The 18,154-nt window shown below is 45.0% G+C and carries 16 protein-coding genes, 1 tRNA gene and 1 riboswitch; of the genes, 5 read left to right on the plus strand and 12 right to left on the minus strand.

Annotation, left to right across the window (positions count from 1 at the left end; all coding sequences use genetic code 11):
- Positions 1 to 64 precede the first annotated feature (64 nt).
- The gene (locus OJ16_RS14820) at positions 65 to 1,114 is read right to left on the minus strand and encodes a TRAP transporter substrate-binding protein (protein WP_040992026.1); all 1,050 of its coding nucleotides are present in this window, start codon (positions 1,112 to 1,114) and stop codon (positions 65 to 67) included.
- A 68-nt stretch (positions 1,115 to 1,182) separates the two neighbouring features.
- The gene (locus OJ16_RS14825; RefSeq protein WP_040992027.1) at positions 1,183 to 1,692 is read right to left on the minus strand and encodes a YgjV family protein; all 510 of its coding nucleotides are present in this window, start codon (positions 1,690 to 1,692) and stop codon (positions 1,183 to 1,185) included.
- Between the two features lie 203 nt (positions 1,693 to 1,895).
- Between OJ16_RS14825 and OJ16_RS14830 the strand changes: the two genes are divergently transcribed.
- Together OJ16_RS14830 and OJ16_RS14835 are read left to right on the plus strand one after the other, a co-directional pair.
- Positions 1,896 to 2,765 (plus strand): LysR family transcriptional regulator, encoded by an 870-nt coding sequence (locus OJ16_RS14830; RefSeq protein WP_040992028.1) that lies wholly within the window; start codon positions 1,896 to 1,898, stop codon positions 2,763 to 2,765.
- Positions 2,766 to 3,014: 249 nt separating this feature from the next.
- Positions 3,015 to 3,644 (plus strand): cytochrome b/b6 domain-containing protein, encoded by a 630-nt coding sequence (locus OJ16_RS14835; protein ID WP_040992029.1) that lies wholly within the window; start codon positions 3,015 to 3,017, stop codon positions 3,642 to 3,644.
- Between the two features lie 99 nt (positions 3,645 to 3,743).
- Here the strand turns inward: OJ16_RS14835 and OJ16_RS14840 are convergent, their stop codons facing one another.
- From OJ16_RS14840 to OJ16_RS14870, 7 genes are all read right to left on the minus strand, one after another.
- Positions 3,744 to 4,094, minus strand: coding sequence for a c-type cytochrome (locus OJ16_RS14840; protein ID WP_040992030.1), 351 nt, complete (start codon positions 4,092 to 4,094; stop codon positions 3,744 to 3,746).
- Complete coding sequence (locus OJ16_RS14845) at positions 4,094 to 4,672, minus strand: TlpA family protein disulfide reductase (protein WP_040992031.1); 579 nt, start codon at positions 4,670 to 4,672, stop codon at positions 4,094 to 4,096. Before OJ16_RS14845 ends, OJ16_RS14840 begins: the two co-directional genes overlap by 1 nt.
- Positions 4,665 to 5,318, minus strand: coding sequence for an SCO family protein (locus OJ16_RS14850; protein ID WP_236688431.1), 654 nt, complete (start codon positions 5,316 to 5,318; stop codon positions 4,665 to 4,667). The genes OJ16_RS14845 and OJ16_RS14850 overlap by 8 nt, the downstream gene beginning before the upstream one ends.
- A 52-nt stretch (positions 5,319 to 5,370) precedes the next feature.
- Positions 5,371 to 6,465 (minus strand): YncE family protein, encoded by a 1,095-nt coding sequence (locus OJ16_RS14855; RefSeq protein ID WP_040992032.1) that lies wholly within the window; start codon positions 6,463 to 6,465, stop codon positions 5,371 to 5,373.
- Between the two features lie 191 nt (positions 6,466 to 6,656).
- Positions 6,657 to 8,351, minus strand: coding sequence for an Lcl domain-containing protein (locus OJ16_RS14860; RefSeq protein ID WP_040992033.1), 1,695 nt, complete (start codon positions 8,349 to 8,351; stop codon positions 6,657 to 6,659).
- On the minus strand, positions 8,344 to 8,952 hold the full coding sequence (locus OJ16_RS14865) for a cytochrome c3 family protein (protein ID WP_040992034.1): 609 nt from the start codon (positions 8,950 to 8,952) through the stop codon (positions 8,344 to 8,346). The genes OJ16_RS14860 and OJ16_RS14865 overlap by 8 nt, the downstream gene beginning before the upstream one ends.
- Entirely contained in the window at positions 8,949 to 9,437 is a 489-nt protein-coding gene (locus OJ16_RS14870) for a copper chaperone PCu(A)C (protein WP_040992035.1), read from the minus strand. The genes OJ16_RS14865 and OJ16_RS14870 overlap by 4 nt, the downstream gene beginning before the upstream one ends.
- Before the next feature lie 423 nt (positions 9,438 to 9,860).
- On the opposite strand from OJ16_RS14870, the gene OJ16_RS14875 reads away from it, so the two are divergent.
- The gene (locus OJ16_RS14875) at positions 9,861 to 10,769 is read left to right on the plus strand and encodes a LysR family transcriptional regulator (RefSeq protein ID WP_040992036.1); all 909 of its coding nucleotides are present in this window, start codon (positions 9,861 to 9,863) and stop codon (positions 10,767 to 10,769) included.
- A gap of 279 nt (positions 10,770 to 11,048) precedes the next feature.
- On the plus strand, positions 11,049 to 12,032 hold the full coding sequence (locus tag OJ16_RS14880) for a hypothetical protein (protein ID WP_040992037.1): 984 nt from the start codon (positions 11,049 to 11,051) through the stop codon (positions 12,030 to 12,032).
- Between the two features lie 121 nt (positions 12,033 to 12,153).
- On the opposite strand, the gene OJ16_RS14885 is transcribed toward OJ16_RS14880, so the two are convergent.
- Positions 12,154 to 12,244, minus strand: a tRNA-Ser gene (locus OJ16_RS14885).
- 422 nt (positions 12,245 to 12,666) lie between these two features.
- Between OJ16_RS14885 and OJ16_RS14890 the strand changes: the two genes are divergently transcribed.
- On the plus strand, positions 12,667 to 13,179 hold the full coding sequence (locus OJ16_RS14890) for a peptidylprolyl isomerase (protein WP_040992038.1): 513 nt from the start codon (positions 12,667 to 12,669) through the stop codon (positions 13,177 to 13,179).
- A 143-nt stretch (positions 13,180 to 13,322) separates the two neighbouring features.
- Here the strand turns inward: OJ16_RS14890 and OJ16_RS14895 are convergent, their stop codons facing one another.
- Complete coding sequence (locus OJ16_RS14895) at positions 13,323 to 16,574, minus strand: M66 family metalloprotease (protein WP_040992039.1); 3,252 nt, start codon at positions 16,572 to 16,574, stop codon at positions 13,323 to 13,325.
- Between the two features lie 127 nt (positions 16,575 to 16,701).
- Positions 16,702 to 16,785, minus strand: a riboswitch (cyclic di-GMP riboswitch).
- A gap of 438 nt (positions 16,786 to 17,223) precedes the next feature.
- A complete protein-coding gene (locus tag OJ16_RS14900) occupies positions 17,224 to 18,003 on the minus strand; it encodes a hypothetical protein (protein WP_040992040.1) in 780 nt (259 codons plus the stop codon).
- Positions 18,004 to 18,154 lie beyond the last annotated feature (151 nt).

An 18,154-nucleotide genomic window follows, 5' to 3' on the forward strand; every position in this document is an offset into this window, starting at 1 on the left:
AAAGGCGCACATTAGGTTTTGTGCGCCTAGTTTGCTTAAAACGGGTCCAGATTATGTCGCTGGATTAATTAAACTGAATGTTGTAATCAGCTTGGATTTTCGCTTCACACGTTTTGATTTCTTTCTCAAAACGGTCGATCCATTTTTGGCCTTCAGCACCAGTCGCTTCCAAGAATTCCGCTTTTACAGGGACAGCGGCAGCAACAAACGCTGCTTTTTCTTCTGCTGTTGGGCTGTAAACTACGCCACCTGATTTTTTGAATTCTTCATACGCCATGTATTCTCTGTGTTTTGGATATGAACGTAGGTACTGGTTTTGTGCCGCGATACCATCGATAACCACTTGTTTTAATTCATCTGGGAATGACTTGAATTTCATGTCGTTGAATACCCAAGCGCCGCCCATGTAACCGTGACCATCAAGGATCATGTAGCCGATACTTTCGTGGAATTTGTTCATGATGATGTCCACGATGCCGTTTTTAGTACCATCAACCATGCCTGTTGAAAGTGCCGTGTAAACTTCAGGCCATGCGATTGGTGTTGGCGCGCCACCCAGTGATTTAACAAGATCTTGCTGTGTTTTTGCTGGAACGGTACGCAGTTTCAAACCTTCTACATCTTCTGGCGTTTTCACTTCTTTTTTGGTTGTTGCAATGTTACGCCAGCCGCCTGAATTCGATACAGCCATTAGACGTACGTTTGGTGCACGCTTGATCAGCTCGCCACGTACATCAGCAATCAACTGCTCATTATCGTAAACACACTCTGCTACACGGTCATTTGGCAATAAGTACGGAAGGTCAAATGCGCCAACCGGTTGCCAGAAGCTGCCTAGCTCAGGAATGGTGGTTTGGAAGTAATCGAACATACCCGCTTGAACCCCAGCGATACACTCTTTTGCGTTTGCACACAATTGGCCTGATGGGTAGATATCCACTTGGATTTGACCGTTAGAACGTGACTCGACATAGTTTTTAAGTACTAGCAACGATTGGTGGTTGTAGCTGTCTGCTGTGGTAACGTGAGGGATCGTTAGCTTGTAATCAGCAGCGTTCGCAGCGCCTGCTGCAAGCATTGAGGCAGCTGCAAGGCCAAGTAGAGTTTTCTTCATTGTGTTTCCTTATACATTATTGGGTGCGACTCTTTTGTTAGCGTTATAAAAGTAAAGAGCCGTGGATGTTAATTTGTTTGAATTTGTATTTTTTGTTGTTTTTTTAACCTGAAAATCGTAATACTCAGCATGGTTGCGTTAAATAGGTCATTCATCAAACCACCGTAAGATCCCACTAAGACTGCATTCACCATCCAAACCAGCGTACACATGAGGAACGCAATTCGCATACGCATCCCTTGAGCAATAAACAAGGCGTAGCAACTGAGTATGGATGCAATGGCCGGCAGTAAATCTCTTGGTTCTGAATAGAAATAAACACTCATGCCAATTTGAACAATAAGGAACAATAAAAAGACATGCATGCCTTTATATTTGACAGAAACCAACGCGCGGAATGAATTGACAAATAAGTTCAACCCAGCAACAAGCGCCCCCAACAATGAATAATGAACCGCAAAAATTAAGCAAGAAAGACAAATAATTCCTCGCATACGATTATCATTAACCGTTGACGACGCACACAGATTTAAGCCTAACGCTACAAATCCCAGTGCTTGAATTAGAGTCTCATTCATAAGTTGGTTACTTCGCTGCAAGACGAAAATTCAAATTTGACTCTCCATTCTGCTTAGCAAAAAGGTCAGTCCTGAGTTCCAAATAAATCCATAAAACTTAAATAAAATGTAATAATATGTCACATTTCTTACATGCAACGACTATAAAACACATATTCGATTAGTTATAATGAATAAAATTCAGTTTTCGATTCCAAAATAGAATGGATATAGACTTACTTCGCACTTTTTGCTTACTGGCCGAATATAAGAACTTTCGTGTGACGTCTGAGCACCTCTACATCACACAATCAGCACTAACAAAAAAAATTCAACGTCTTGAAGAACACCTAAAAGTGGCATTATTTGATCGCGGACGGCACGGTGCGGAGCTCACTCCAATGGGCAAAGTATTGCTACCGGAAGCAAAACGCGTACTAAAAGGGTTTGAATCGTTTCAAACGTTAGCCGCATTTGTGGCGGAAGGGACATCGGGGCATTTAAATATCGGTTTTGGGATCTCTTCTTTTCATGAAGCGCCCAACTATATCGCCAAATTTAAACAAGATAATCCGAATGTGCATGTGACATTAAATGACTACCCCTCGCATCAACTCGTCGAAGAGCTATTATTGGGCAATCTTCAATTAGGCTTCGACCGATTGCCGGTTGACCCGCCCTTAACCGCGATCCCACTGTTTTCCGATCGGCTGGCGATTGCAATTCACGAAGACGAAACACTCAACTTTGAGAATTTGTGGGGATCATTGAGCCACTATAATTACTTAGAGCTTAGCCGCAGTAAAAACCCAACACTCAACAAACACATCACCAATTACCTGTGGGAAGCGAAGCAGCGCCCCGCCGTGATTGAAGAGGCTAACGATATTGTCACGGCGTTGGCTTTGGTGTCTGCGCGTTTGGGTTATACGATCATTCCTGCCAGTGTGGCGCGTATTAGCCAACCTCAAATACGTTTCATTCCTTTAGAAGGTGAACATGCAGTTTGGTCTGTGGGTTTATTATGGAATGCCGACATTGCCGATCCCGTCCGTGATGCGTTTATAAAGAAGGTGGAAAACCAAGTTGTCTAACCGCCAGTGGCATAACCACCGGTAGCGGCCCATCCGAAACTAACGTTCTGGTTGCGTATCTCACCAATATGCAACCCATACCGCCATCCCATTTCTCGCCAAACGCCCCCCTACGATTCCAACTCATATGGAAACAATCCTTATACATTTAGGTTATTAATTAATTTTCGTGGCTAATTTATAGTGCCGACCTCGCAAACAAGACCGACTAATGTCGCGTTAATTGCTATCGATAAATTAGGAACAACAATGAAAATTTGGGATCTACCCACTCGCCTTTACCACTGGCTACAAGCACTGCTTTTTATCGGATTAATGACCGGCGTAGGCCCGCACCTTTATTTAGGCTTAGCACTGTTCACATTGATCTTATGGCGGATCGTTTGGGGTTTTATTGGCAGTGATACTAGTCGGTTTCAGCAGTTTCTCTCATCACCTGCACGTACGATTCGTTATCTACGTGGCAAGGAAACCTCACACGCTGGGCATAACCCGGCAGGATCTTGGATGGTGGTGGCATTGATCAGTGCGATACTGTTGCAATGTATAACGGGTATGGCGCTAGTGGGTTTATTTGATGATCTCCCTTACGCGGAGCTTCTGTTAAGCGATCAACTTATTGAAGTTTTTCGCACACTGCATGGCGCATGTGCCCGCCTGTTAATGGGATTGGTTGCGCTGCACTTGGTTGCGATTCTCGTTTATAAACTGCGCTCAAAACCGTTAGTGATGGCAATGCTCACCGGTAAACAAAAAGCCAGTTCCGCCGATAACACACGACCGACTCTGGTGTTTGCTTCAAATAAACGCGCGCTATTTGTGTTCTTTGCTACCGGTCTTATCACGGTGGCGCTCATGACCAGTGCAGGCATGTTATAACCGACGCCCTATTCTTTCTCTATTAACCGCAGAATAGACGCATCCTGTCGCGACGCCCAGACTCTCTGAAAGCCTGGTCATCGCGATAGGATATTCTCGTTATTCACCGGTACTTAATCCATTCGTACTTAATCCATTCGTACTGAGATATTTCGCGATTAAACGAATTTCATTATCTGAATAGCTTATCATTGCGACTTCCATTGGAATAAATAACCCATTGCGACGTTTCTTATTTTTAAAGTCGACCATTTGATTATAAAGATACAATTCATTCTGACCGCCAATCTTGGGGTACATCGCCATGATCGGTTCATTACCGGTTTGTCCATGACACGTGGCACACCCGCCTTTTCCTGGGGAAATATAAAGTGCCTTCCCCTGCTCAATATCGGTGACGGCCCAAGCATGGCCGGACAAAAAAATAACCAGAAACGCAAATAGACGCATTATTGTGCCCCTTCATTGGTATTGCTTAACGATGCCGATGACTGCGAGAGACAGCTTAACCAATGCGCTAACTCATCAGCCGATTGGTGAAGATAACCCGCGGAGCGATAGTGGACTTGGTTATTCACCACAATCAAGGTGGCGGGTAAACCCCGAAATCCCCAACGATCCAATAGCGCATAGTCAGGTTCAATGTTTTTAGGTAAGTGCTGAATATTGAGTTCATCAAAACGCTTTTGTAAGGCGTCAGCATTGTTACCAAGATGAATCGTCTCGATAGCAAAATCCGCCTGATTGGCGATGCTGTCTAGCATGGGCAACTCTTTTAAACATGGCGGGCACCAAACGGCCCATAAGTTGACCAGCGTGACCGGTTTATTCGTTTGTTCTGCGCCATGAGATGTGGTCTGTATTAAATCCGGCAGAGCATCAAACGTTTGAATCACTTGGCCTTCTGCGCTGACTGACGTAAAACCATCAGGCGTTACACATTGCTGGGCGCTCACAAAGGCACTATTGAAAACACAAACGACCAGCACGAACACGCGCAAAGTCACACCGTGCATCGTGTTATTCATTGAGGAGCGCCTTAATGCTTTCACTGATGTTCACCCCGCCTTCACCATAACCAAACACATCAATCAGCTCACGATTTGGGCCATAGAAATAGATGTACGCCGAATGGTAAACCTCATACCGATCCGGCAGTGGCGGATAGATAGGCTTGCCTTCAAGGCTGTAGCCGTAAGTGGCTTTTAAGTTTTTGGCGGCGAGTTTAATTTGCGCTTGCGTTCCGGTTAGCCCGACCATTTTGGGATCAAAATATTTGACGTATAAATCGATATTTTCCACCGAATCGCGTTTCGGATCGACCGAGATAAAAATGGGCACAACCTGTTTCGCTTGCTCACCTAATTGATTCACCGCGGTTGCGAGATCAATCACGGTGGTCGGGCAAACATCCGGGCAACTGGTGTATCCCACCCCAATTAACAAGTATTTATCCGGCCAATTCTGCTCAGTGACCTGACCGAGATGATGATCTTGCAGTTCAAATTGCAGCGGTTTGGCAGACAGTGAGAAACTGATCGCCATCCACAACATCCCAGTATATTTGAGGGTATTCGCTAACCGAGGCATCCTCACGGCGGTGATGACTCGCATTGCGCTGTGCATGATTGTCTTCACGGCGATAATGGCTTGCGGTGGTTGTGTGATTTTCATGATGCTCCTACAAACAAATGAGTGTCGTGGTTGCCAGTCTAGAAAAAGGCATTTAGTGACATACCGTATTGGTAATGCCCATCACCAAATGCTGGGGATTTTTTAACCCCGTATCGATATCGGCGCGGCGCTGATTAAATCGGATATCGTAAATCAGTAATTCACTGCGATCTTTCTGCGTTGCGAACAGGGTTTTAGAATCAGAAACCACGACAACTTCATTCAGCGGTGCGGTGAGTGGCAACTGTGTGATTGGGGTATTTTCGGCCAAAGTGAAGATATTTAAGCTGTGTGCGCTTTCCACAATCCCGATCGTTTCTAGCCAACCGGTCCGAATCGATTTTGGGCCCCCCTCAATCGTAAACTGATTCACCAACGCTCCTGACCAGGTATTAAAAACTTGCACTTGGCCTGCTTCAGAGACAAACACCATATGTTCCGCATCAGAGCTCACATAAGGACGCCAAGGTTCAGAATCCATCGGATAAGAATGATAGTGGTCACCACTGAACAAGTCCCATACGTACACGGAGCGACTTAAGTGATCAGAAACCATGGCCAGTCGCGCATCGGGTGATAGCGTGATGTCTGAAACATGGCCAGAGCCCAACTGCAAAGAGGCGCGTTTGCCATCATGCGTGCGATAAATGGTGGTTTTGCCACTGTTTGCCTCTGTAATGTAAAGGTTATAGCCACCGTTATCGTAATTCATACTAAAAGGACTGGTTAACCCATCAATGCTTGTCACGTACTCTTGTTGTAGTGGTTTAATTAAGGCAATTTGGTTATGCAATGCCACCGCTAACTCAGCGCCATCGGCATGAAATGTTATCTGGCTCGGCACGCCTGCCACCGTCATTTCCGAGTGCGTGTGCTTAATCAAATCATAGCTGTACACTTTGGCGGTTTTACCATCGATATACACCAGCAAATCTTGAACATCAGACACCGCCATTTCGGTCGGCTCGGCTTTCAGTTCTATATAACCGGCTAATTGGTATTTGAAGGTATCGACAACCGCAACCTGACGGGTGTTTTTTCCGGAAACAAACGCCCAACGAGCCCCGTCATCATAACGTGGTAATTCACTGGCAAGCAGTGATGTAGAGATAACAAGATTAACGAACGTGAAGAGAAGTGTTTTCATAATGACTCTCTGCGTGACACACAACGTGAGGAAGTGAGCCTGGCAGTCAATAGGCAAAAGCCACCAAGCTCACTTTTTATTTTATTGCGTCAGTCGATTGAAAGTGCAGGCTGCACTGATACTTCAACTCATAACGCTTATTACAAGCAATCCAAGTAAGGGTTACATCGATACTAAAGGTTACATAGACACTAAGGGTTACGAATACAGCGCGCGTAGTTTGGTGTCTCTTCATTTAAGCCATAACCTGCACCAACCGCATACCCAACCGCCCAGCGTTGCGTTCCCCCTTTTTTGCCCACCAAGTTGTACATTTCCGGTGGTTGTTTGTTTTTTCGCGCCGGAAGAGGACGGAAGTTTTGTCTCTCAGTGCCGACTTTGGCAGAGCTTGTCCAGAACAAGTATTTCGATGGCGTATTCGGGAAAAAGGTCTGATCAATCGATGGGTATACTTTGTTGAAATCCCCAATTGAAATCATTTCTTTAAAGTCCGGTAAGCGCCAATCATCGTAGCCGGCAAAGTTCATCTCTTCACAATACTGAATCGAGTCTTCCCAGCTTCGACGTTCAAAATCGATATGTTGTTGCCACATGCGATTGGTGACTTTTTCGGTGACCGTGCCATCGTTGTTATCAACCAACGCCAAATTGTGATAAGCCGCATTATTATCAGCTCGCACACAACGCGTCAGCTTTGTTGAGGCGGTATGTTGCCCCATCGTATGTCCATCAGGGAAGCCAATGTGCCATGCATGATCAGGATGGTTAGACACTGGGAATGTCCAAATGCCCGAACTCTGGCGTGGCATATTCAAGAACGCTTCGGTATCAATCGCAGGGCGAAACTCGCCAAAGTCTGCAATGGTGTGCAGCTCTTTAATCAATGGATAACGCCAATCGGTATAACCATCCAGTTCCAGATTTTCGCAATACTCTTTGCCCTCAATAGCCGTCATCCAAATACGCGAAGCATCACGCTCCCACGTCAACTTGGTGTTTTCATCAAAGGTTGTTTTGCCTGATTTTGAAACGGTATAACGCGGCTCTGCGCCTTGATAATCGGAATCTTCGCCATGCACGTGAGTAAAGTTTTGGATTTGGCCGGTATCTGGCAACACAAAATCTTTTGGCGCAGGCATGCCGATACCAGTAATGAATTCTGTTCGCTCAATTTGTTTGAGTTCTTGGCCCGTCACGTAAGCAATGATGTCTTTGTAGTCGTCTTCATTGTACATTTTGGCAAACGGGTACATGATCGGCGCATCGCGATTGGTGCGTTTTTCATCACGGTAGTTTTTCAACTGCTCAAACAAGTAGTATGGCATTTGCCCCTTGAATGACGGAAAGCGATCATTATTGCTTACCGCTTGTTCACCATGGCAAGCCTTGCAAGACTGATCGTAAATGGCTTTACCGCGCGTCCATGACTCCCCACCCACCACATTGGCATCTGGGCTGTATTTCATTTCACGATCACTCAGAACAATCGCCACATCGGCCATCATTTTTGGCGAGAGTAAGTAAACAAACTCTTTCATTTGCACCGACAAACCTGAGGTTCGGGTGCCGTCCATATCTGACCATTGGTTATAGATATACTGAGCCGGAAGGCCCGATATTTTCGGGCTGATGGTCTCAGGCACTTCTTCAACCGCAGGGCGATGACAGCCCATAAAACAGCCTACCGACGCGCGAGTGGCCGCTTGAATCTCCGCGGCACTCAGATCCGAAATCGTGCGATTGATGGTGTAGTTTTGCAGGCCATTATCCACATCGGGATTATTGAGTTGTGCATTGCTTGGCGTCACCGTGTTTTGTGCCAGTGCAGAGCCCGACATCAACGCTGAGCCCACCAGCAGAGAAAGAAGAGAAAACGTATTATTCATTTTTGAAGGCCTCTTTCGCGTTCATTCGCAATTTGTCTTCCGCGCGCTTTGCCATATTTTCTTCTAGCTGAGGGTGCGCAATATCGTAGTGGCAACTGGAGCACTTCCACTGTGGGTCGTTATCTTTACGTGCAAAAGCCAAATTATGGGTCCAGTCGGCCGGCTCACTCTCTTCCGTCGCCAAAAGCGCTCGGCGTTCCAAGTCTTTATGGCAATTCACACAACCTGAATCAAACACATACTCGGTACGCTTTGGGTGCAACGATTGATAATCGAGCGCCTCCATACCCAATATGTATTCGCCCCATAGGTGACGCATGCCAGATGTCCCTTTGACATACAACTCTTCTACCACGTTCGATTTTGGCAAATGACAATCGGTGCATTCCGCAACAAACCCGTGTGAGTTATTGCCGCCATGAACCGAGTTCGCGAACGTCTCAACCATGGGTTTCATCGTATGGCAAGAGCCACAAAACTCATTCGAACTCAGCGCATGTAGGGCTTCCGTCGCTGGCAAAGCGGCGAGCAACCCCAGCCCGCTGCCAATCACCAGCAGCGCGATGATGACTTTACGTTTTACCCCTTGGAAAAACTTCATTCTGCGCTCCCTACCTGTTTACTCTTCAACATCGCAAGATCGGCAGATTTCACCACTTTTGCCATGCAACTTGGGTCTTCGGTATAGGTAGACCAAACCGACAACTCATATTCTTCGCCCGCAACGGGACGTTGGCTAAAGTCGCGAATCATCAAGTGGTGACCACCGCGCTTAAACTGATGCTCGGTATTTGGTTTGATCTTGTACTGGGTAATTTGCTTCATTGTCATCACCCCATCTTTGATCACCGTTTCATGAATTTCGGCCGTGTCTGACAACCCCTTGATCGTCGCACCTTGTATCGACTCTGGCCCTGGGATGCGCAGTTTCTTTACTTCATCCGTCACACGAAAGCGGATATCAAAAAAGATGCCGGTGACATTGGAGGTTGGCGCCGGTTCAACAATCACGCAGTTGGTGAGCTCTAGTGCCGCTTGACTGCTAAATGACGTGATCAGCCCCAATGTAAATAGAATTTTTTTCATCATTATCTCTATTGAATTCTCTATAAAAAGCGTGCTCGAACGCGGCCCAACAAGGTTGGATTTTTAACTGCATTGCAAGCGCATCATCGGAAGACTTGTAAGGACTCAATGTGTGGCCTCTATACCCTTCCTTGTGAATGGAAACCCGTGATAAGGATGGTTATCGTTATTCCACAAACACTTGTTGAAGATTCCCTAACGGAAAACACATCATGGAATGGCCGCCAATGCCTAGGATTATATCGATGCAAAATCGTTGGAAAACATAGCCTTTTGAATCACAGCTATTCAGAAAATGAATGCATCTGCATGAGATCAATAATTGGTGAGATACGGCGTAAAACAGATGACAACACACGCGTTTTCGGATATTTACAATCACAAACTATTCGTTTGACAGCGTGCTTTAACATTGGAGATGTGATGGATATCGAAGCGGTAAGGATGTTTGTAGCATTAGCAGGAAAATTAAACTTCACTGAAACTTCGCGGTTGCTGCAAGTCAGCCAACCGACTTTAAGCCGTAAAATCAAAATGCTCGAAGAGAGTTTGTCTGTCACCTTGGTGCATCGTCGAGGCGGTCATATTAGCTTAACGCCACAAGGTGAAACCTTTCTGATCCAATCAGAGTCACTACTCGAACACATCGATCGAACCATTGCCTTAGTGCAAAGTGAGCAACAAGATGAATCGGGCATCATTCGTATTGGTTGTTTGCACCCCATGGCGAAATTCATCACCGACAATTTTATTGTCAACTTCAATAAAAAATATCCGCATATCGCAGTCCATTTCAAAACCATGATCCCACGGACACTAAACTCTTTCGAAGAAGTCGATATTATGGTCGCGCCCTTCTGGCCAGAAGACGACTCAGTTGTGGCCAAAAAGCTTCCAGCGAATCGACGCTATTGTTTTGCCTCTCCACAATATTTAGCCGAGTTTGGCACACCCGAAGACATTAAAGACCTCTCTCATCATCACTGCGTCACACAGACAAACGCCGTCAAAATGCAAAAAAGTTGGACGCTGCAAAACAAACAGGGTCATCAAGAAGAGGTGGCGGTGACGGGTATGATGGCATCTGATTCCACGGATATTACTATCGAGCTGATCAAAAAGGGATTTGGCATTGGTCTAAGTGGCCGCTACAAAGCCGCAGAAGGACGCAGCAATGGTGAACTCGTTGAGCTTTTTGATGGTGAGTGGTTTACAGAATCGAATATGTATATTTTGTACAAACAAAACCCCTATATCCCCCGCCGTTTTAAAATCTTTATTAAAGAGTTCACCAAAGTCTATACCCATATTATCGGCACTGACCATTTATAAAATCACTGGTGAATAACGTTACCACTTCATATCACGCCCTCGCGAACAAGCACTCAAAAGAAAGACGGGTGATAGAGAATAAGCGATAAGAAAAAGACGGATGGTAATGAGATGACGACCCTTCTTCTTGAATGTTTACCCAGCATTGCAAACATTTACGTTACTTTACGTTAGAGTGATTACTATGCCCCCCATGTAAAAACATAGCGTTCACTACGTTGTGGAACCTAAATATTGCTGCTAATTTTTTAACAGACTCTCGCGATGGATATCGAATCAATGACCCAAAATAAAATTCAGCTTATGTCTCTCTCAACGGCCCTCTTATTGGTTGCCGGCTGCACGCCATCCGCTGACATATCCGCGAGTACTAACCTCACGGACTACACAGGCACTGGCAGCATCACCCAAGGTTTGGCAAAAACAATAGAATCGAATCTTTTTGAGTGCAAAAATGGACGCAGTCGAGTGGCGAGTATCGGTGAAATCACCGACTCTGAAGGAAAAGTTTGGACGGTTCCGGCCACCAATCATTTCATGACAGCACCGAAGGCCGTCGATCTTTATGAAGAGTGTGCCAATATCACGCCACAAAGCCTTGCCGACGTTGATCAAGCCTCTGTCCCTGTCGCGGTAATTGACGCTGATGGCGAAGAAATTACCGGCTATATTTTTGCCGACAATTATTTTGAATTGTACATCAATGGCACTCTTGTCGCGGTCGATACTGTGCCGTTCACGCCTTTTAACTCCAGTATCGTTAAATTTAAAGTCAACAAGCCTTATACAATTGCGGTCAAAGTGATTGATTGGGAAGAAAACCTAGGGTTAGGCACCGAAGATAATCGCGGTAAGGCATACCACCCCGGCGACGGTGGTTTTATTGCCAGCTTTAGTGATGGCACCGTGACTGGCCCAGATTGGCAAGCGCAGACATTCTATACCGCTCCGATCTATGATCTTAGTTGTTTGAGTGAAGAGAATGGCAAACGCCTGTCGACCACATGCTCTACTGACGGCACCGATAGTGGTGAAAATGCGTACGCGGCCCATTGGGAAGTTCCAAGCCATTGGATGAAGCAAGAGTTTGACTCAACCTCTTGGCCTCAAGCCTCGTCGTATTCAGAAGATGATATTGGGGTTAACAACAAGAAGTCTTACATGAATTTCATCGATAAATTCAGCGGCGCGGGCGCCAGCTTTATCTGGTCGACAAATGTCGTTCTCGATAATGAAGTTTTGCTGAGATACGAAGTGAAGTAAGCCTAAGATTCAGACAACTTGCCGTTGTAGCTCGACGGCAAGTTAACCATCCCTATAAGCGAAATACTGGGAGCTAGATACGAAAAAAGCCGCTGTATAAACAGCGGCTTTTTATCGAATGTGGCGGAGAAATAGGGATTTGAACCCTAGGTGGGCTATAAACCCACGCCGGTTTTCAAGACCGGTGCTTTAAACCACTCAGCCATCTCTCCGTTGAAAAGCATAGTAATGGCAGCCTAGTGTAATGTAAAGCCCCCAAACGACTGAATGTTCATAAAGCCATCATTAATAATGAAAAACTTTGATTTTGATGAAGAAATGCACTCCTATCAGCCCAATTAAACGTACTCGATACAAGATTCCAATAAAATGATGGCACTCTTATGGGCGTGAGGCACTGTTGCAGCACGGTGAATACCACACAGTGAACATCATACAATGAACACAGCGCGATAAACGCAAAACAGTAAAACACTCAATATTGGCGCTCGTATAAAGACACTATCACTGAACAAGCCATATCAACCATTCGATGGAGATGGACGCCTATCTCGCATTCATCTCGTGTTCCATGGTTCTTTTTTGCTGCGCATTTCCCTATACTGCCGATTCTTTTTCTAAACGACATTTAATCATGATCATTCTAACGACCAACTACGGTGATATTGAAATCACACTTGACCATCAAAAAGCGCCAGAAACGTGCAAAAACTTCCTTCGCTACTGCAACGAAGGATTTTTCGACAACACATTGTTTCACCGCATCATTGACGGCTTCATGATCCAAGGTGGTGGCTATGAAATGCGAGATGATGGTTTTGCATTGAATATGGCAGAAAAGAAAACCTACGCTCCTATCGCGAACGAAGCCTATAACGGTCTGAAAAACGTTATCGGTTCTATTGCAATGGCAAGAACTGACGCCCCGCACTCTGCTACCGCTCAATTCTTCATCAACTTAGAAGACAACGACTTCCTCGATCACACTGGCAAAACTAACTATGGTTGGGGTTATGCGGTATTTGGGAGCGTTATCGCCGGTATGGATGTGGTCAACGAAATCGCAAAAATCGCAACTTGCACCAGATTCGGCCATGAAGACATGCCGGTATCAGATGTTGTGATTGAGAAAGTGACGGTAAAATAACACGACCTAAAACGTGTCGGCGCAAGTTTGATTTGCGCCGACAAGATTACACACCAGATTTACGCGATGTACAAACTGGCACTGAACATTGTGGGATAAACGAAACGTTCTCCACGACATTGATTGCTAAAGCAATAAAAGCGCTAAAAATGCCCTAAATACTGCCAATGCTTATCGCTGGCATCGACACCTGCATTTGGGTGTGGGAAGTAGCTATACCAACCGGTTTTCAAGCGATAGTAATGGGTTTTACCACCAAACTCATAGTCGTAAATATCACCAACTGTGCCGTACTGGTTATTACTCCCCCAGTGCCCAAAGACTTCTTGTTTATACCAAGCCAATACACGCTCTTCAAATAGAGCCTGATTCGTATTCAACTCAGCAATATCTTCTGTAATACTCGCTTCACTGCCTAAGAAATACCAATCTGCATCCGATTGCTGATTCGTTGGAAACTCCCCCCCCTGACCCGGGCGTTTTTGCATAAAGTATTGCTTATTATCGCCAGACTCTGTCGGTGCAACAAACACCGCATTTTCAAGGTTTCCCCAGCCTGTCGTCGCACTTTCTGCCCACGTAAACAATTTCTCTTGAGAGTAATAAGCCAAGATCTTGTCATCGACACCTGAATCGCTGCGGTCTAGAACAAGCGGATTAAACGCCATACTGACATAATCGTCCGCAGAACCGAGATATTTCCAATCAACATTGCTTTGCTGTGTTGTTGGTATCGCTCCTGCAGTCGTGGTTTTTCTTAACCAATAATCACGACTCCCCATCACCGTATTAGGATTAACGTACAAAGCCCCCACTTTTTCAGAAGCGAGCGTGATGCCGTTATTAAGTACTTTTTGACCGTAGTTATCCGCAACCCAGCGGTCAAACTCAGCAATGTTGGTGAAATCCAGTGTCAGTAACTCTTGGTTATCAGCAAGAACTGGGCGGCTATCAATCGCCGCTTGATAACCATGACCTTTACCCACGAAGGCCGCTGGTGCAGGTTCTTGTGGATTGTCACTAAATACACGACGATCCAATTCCACTGTGCCTAGGCCATCATAATCGAGATGCGCTAAGCGATCTTCGACCATATCCGTTAAATAACCCATAAATTCCCACTGATGATTCGATTGACCAGAGTTAGGGAAATACCAGTATGTATTGGTTTTTAATCGATAGTACTCAATATCACTACCGCGATGATATTCAAACACGTCGCCCGGCGTGCCTTGTCGATTATTATCTCCCCAAGCGAAGAAGCGCGGTTGGCCACTTTCTTCTAGGACTTGCTCTCGTACAATCTCACTAGGACCCATTTCAGGACAAGCAACGCTAATCGATAGAGGGTCACGGTCACGGTCTAAATTGACATGAAGTTTATTGCTCCAATCCAGTTTTTGACGTTTACCAATCAAACCAAACACATCTGTCGTTTCATCTGCATAAGTAACGGTCGCCCAGCACTGACCTAACTCAGGAGAAGGATAAGCGAAAACATTACCTAACGTGCTGTACACTTCTGGATAAATATAACTGGTGTTTTCCTTCATCGGGTCATAGTAACCGATCACTGTGATCACATCGGCACCTTGTTTGATCGGCAATGGATTCGTGCTCTCCGTGACCTCTTGCATGGTCTGGCTATTGCTGTCCCAATGGGCATAACCTGTCGCAAAACTTAGGTCTAGATAGTTTTTTCGCTCAAGGAAGTTCTGCATCCGTTTTGAACCATAACTGGTAAACAGTGGGTAAGATGAAGAGCTTGAATCAAAATTACCGCCGCCCATAGGGTCAGAGCCATAGCCGTATTTTTCTTTAAATGGAGTGACCATGATATCGCCGTAGCCATAATCGCCATCAACCTTGTTGTGCCAGTTAATGTTGTCAGCCATCAAGCCTGCATAAGCATCATAACCCCAACCAGAAGTCGCTTTATGAGTAAGGTTGATACGGCCACCTTCATAATCAGCCAGTCCAAGGGCATGACCGATTTCATGGGTCGCTTCGTTGTAAATCGTATCAAGTAACTGCACATACCCCGTACCCGCAAGCAAACCATGCGCAATATTCTGAACCTGGCCGTTACTATTCTTATAGCGACCGATAGGGTGCACAATGCCCACTTGTGGGAAGTAATCTGCACGCCAAACGGTGGGAGCAGCACTCGCCAACCCGGCATTAGCATTCACAATCCCCAACGTGATTAACGACGTAGCAATTTCAGCATTAATGCCACTAGAATAAACGGTCGCATTTTCTTCGCTGTAACCTTCTATAATTCGGTTATCCGCCGTGACGATCTTATCAAGATATAGAGGAGAATAAGGTCGCACTGTCATTGATGCGACCGGATAGCGCTGAAATAGCTCCGAAGTATAGTGCGCCGCATCTTGTTCTAGATGTTTAACGCCCTGAGGCTGGGTTAACATGCCAATGCGGATCATGGGAAATTCAAGATGCGTTGGTGCACCAAATTCAATTTGGTCTTCACTCAATATCCCTTTTTTCCCGTGCCAAGTCGTGATGCTCAGACTTAGACCTTTTTCCATCACATGCCAAGGCAATACTGTGGTAAAAGAGCGCTTTGAGTACAGTACATCTGGACGCTCATCATCGACGGAGCGATCTGACTTGAGAATTTGCTGTGGATTGGTCATCACAACTTTATCGATCAGCACACCATCTTTGCTTATCTCAAGCTGCAACATTTGCGGATCATAACCAAACTCAGGAGTGACCACCACCAGCGCTTCACGCTGGCTTACAACACGTTGTTGCTCTTTCGCATCATTGCCAAAGGCATCAGCGGTTTGATTTTGAATAAAACGAACCTGAGCGTTGAAATCGCCAGATAGATGGTTTTCCACCTCCAACTCATCAATAAAGCCATGTGCATCCGTGACTGCCGCCTCGTAAGGCTGACAATTTGTCGTTGCTTGCGTAACCAACGTATTATTATGGCTGCCCGCCAAGTATCTCACGTTACATTGCTTATCATCTTCCATGTAGTTATAACCAAATTGGTCATGGTAAATAAAAACACCATCCCATTCGTTGATGATTTTCCACTGGCCTTTAACAAAATCAAACATGGCAGCGGCCGAAGCATCGGCATATTCATCACCGTCAATAAACGGAAAGAACATCGGGTTACCATCAGGGCTTAGATCATAAAGGTAATCCCGATATTTAAGATGTCTTTTTCCATTAACCACTTCAAAATTGGCAGGATCTTCAGCGAGCGCTTTCACTTCTTTGATGCGCAATTCAACTTGCTGTTGCATTTGTTGCATCATAGCGGTGCTTGATAAACCCGCCGTACTAGCGAAGGTATGAGTGGCACCAACCATAAGCAAGCTACTTATGGCTAGAGTTAGAGGTTTTATTTTCATTGGTATTCCTTATTGATTTAATTACTTTCAATAAGGCAAACAAAGCATGAGCGAATACACGACAACATCTTTATTGCAAAATTAGAGTATTACCCATAATCAGAATAAATTCGTTGACGTATTATTATCTGGCATCCCCGCTATCTTAGGATATTCCCTTAGACCGGAAGCTTTGCGTCCCAGCATTTCTACTGGTTTGCCTTTTCTGGTTCTCTCATCAAAAATGAGAGCTCGGAAGCATATTCTGGAACCCATACAAAAAAATAAAATATTGATTAACTTTGACAAAAGATCACACTTTAACTACTGGAATGGTTTTATTTTCAACACATAATCTTTACCACATTCTTATTACATGGGATTCTCACACAGAAAATCGCAACCATTGTGTTACAAACTGTAATTATCCAGCCAAATTTAAAGCTCTAGTCTCGCAAGGATCAAGGTGTCAGTCGTCGTCATAGACATTGATACCAATTGAAAAACCATTGATGGAATTTACTAATCAATAATAAGCAAACAGAATGATGAAATAACAAAATCAATAGAAGAATAATGATTGAGAGTAAGAGGCCGCAGAAATTCGGCTTACCATCATTCAAAAAAAAGCACTCGTAAACGAGTGCTTTTTAATATTGGATATTTAATTTTAGTATTGAACTGGCGTACTAATATACAACGCTTTATTTAGTGATGTTGTATTTGGCTCAAGCTCAAAGTTCCAGTTGCCTACGATTGGCGCGTGGAAACCACCTTCGACAATAAATTCAACCGTATTATTGGTCTTCTTCCAAATTCGCACCAATCCATCAACATTGCTGGTACGCATAATGCTGTGCGCGATAGGATCCGCACAACCCGGTAAGAACTCCCCTTCATCCAGAGTGATCTTATAAAGCGTACGATTAGAGTCGATTAAAAAGTCATCCGCTTGAACACTGTCTACGTTTAAAGTCGCGATAGTGTTCGCTAATGGGTGCGGTGTATCTGGCGGTGTTACGTCAATTTCAACCGGAATACGCAGGCTCAAATCATGGTCAGTCGAAAGCACGCTTTTATCCAACGTGAAATCGATAAAGTTCACAGCGCGGTGGTCTAACTCACCTGAAATACGGTAGCTGATCTTATTCGCCGTTGCGCGGTAAGGACGAACAACGTTATCAGATGAAAGACGTGTCGCATCACGCAGCGTATTCACGTTTGTTGTATTTAACGTTGCCCCTTCGATCTCAACATGAAGCTGGAAACCATACAAAAGATGCTGATAAGGCAGAAGATCATAGTTCACTTTAATCAAAGGTGCCGTAATGCCATAACGCTCAGCGTCTTCTGCTGAAAGTGTGTATTCATGAGCAAACGCCGTTTGCGCTAAACCAAGTGACAAAGCAGAAGCAAGAAATAAGGCCGTCAGTGACTTATTCGTTTTCATAATCATACCTTTATGTGGAATTGATTCGTTAACAAGAGAATCCGATCAGCAAATTGCTCGAAAAATCTCGACCTGGCAACTGTTTAGCGAAACATCCATTCAACACTGAGACACCGGTGCAAAATATCGGTCAGTAGACTTATTTCAGCAC

Source organism: Vibrio renipiscarius (assembly GCF_000827885.1).
In the GTDB taxonomy this organism is placed as follows: domain Bacteria; phylum Pseudomonadota; class Gammaproteobacteria; order Enterobacterales; family Vibrionaceae; genus Vibrio; species Vibrio renipiscarius.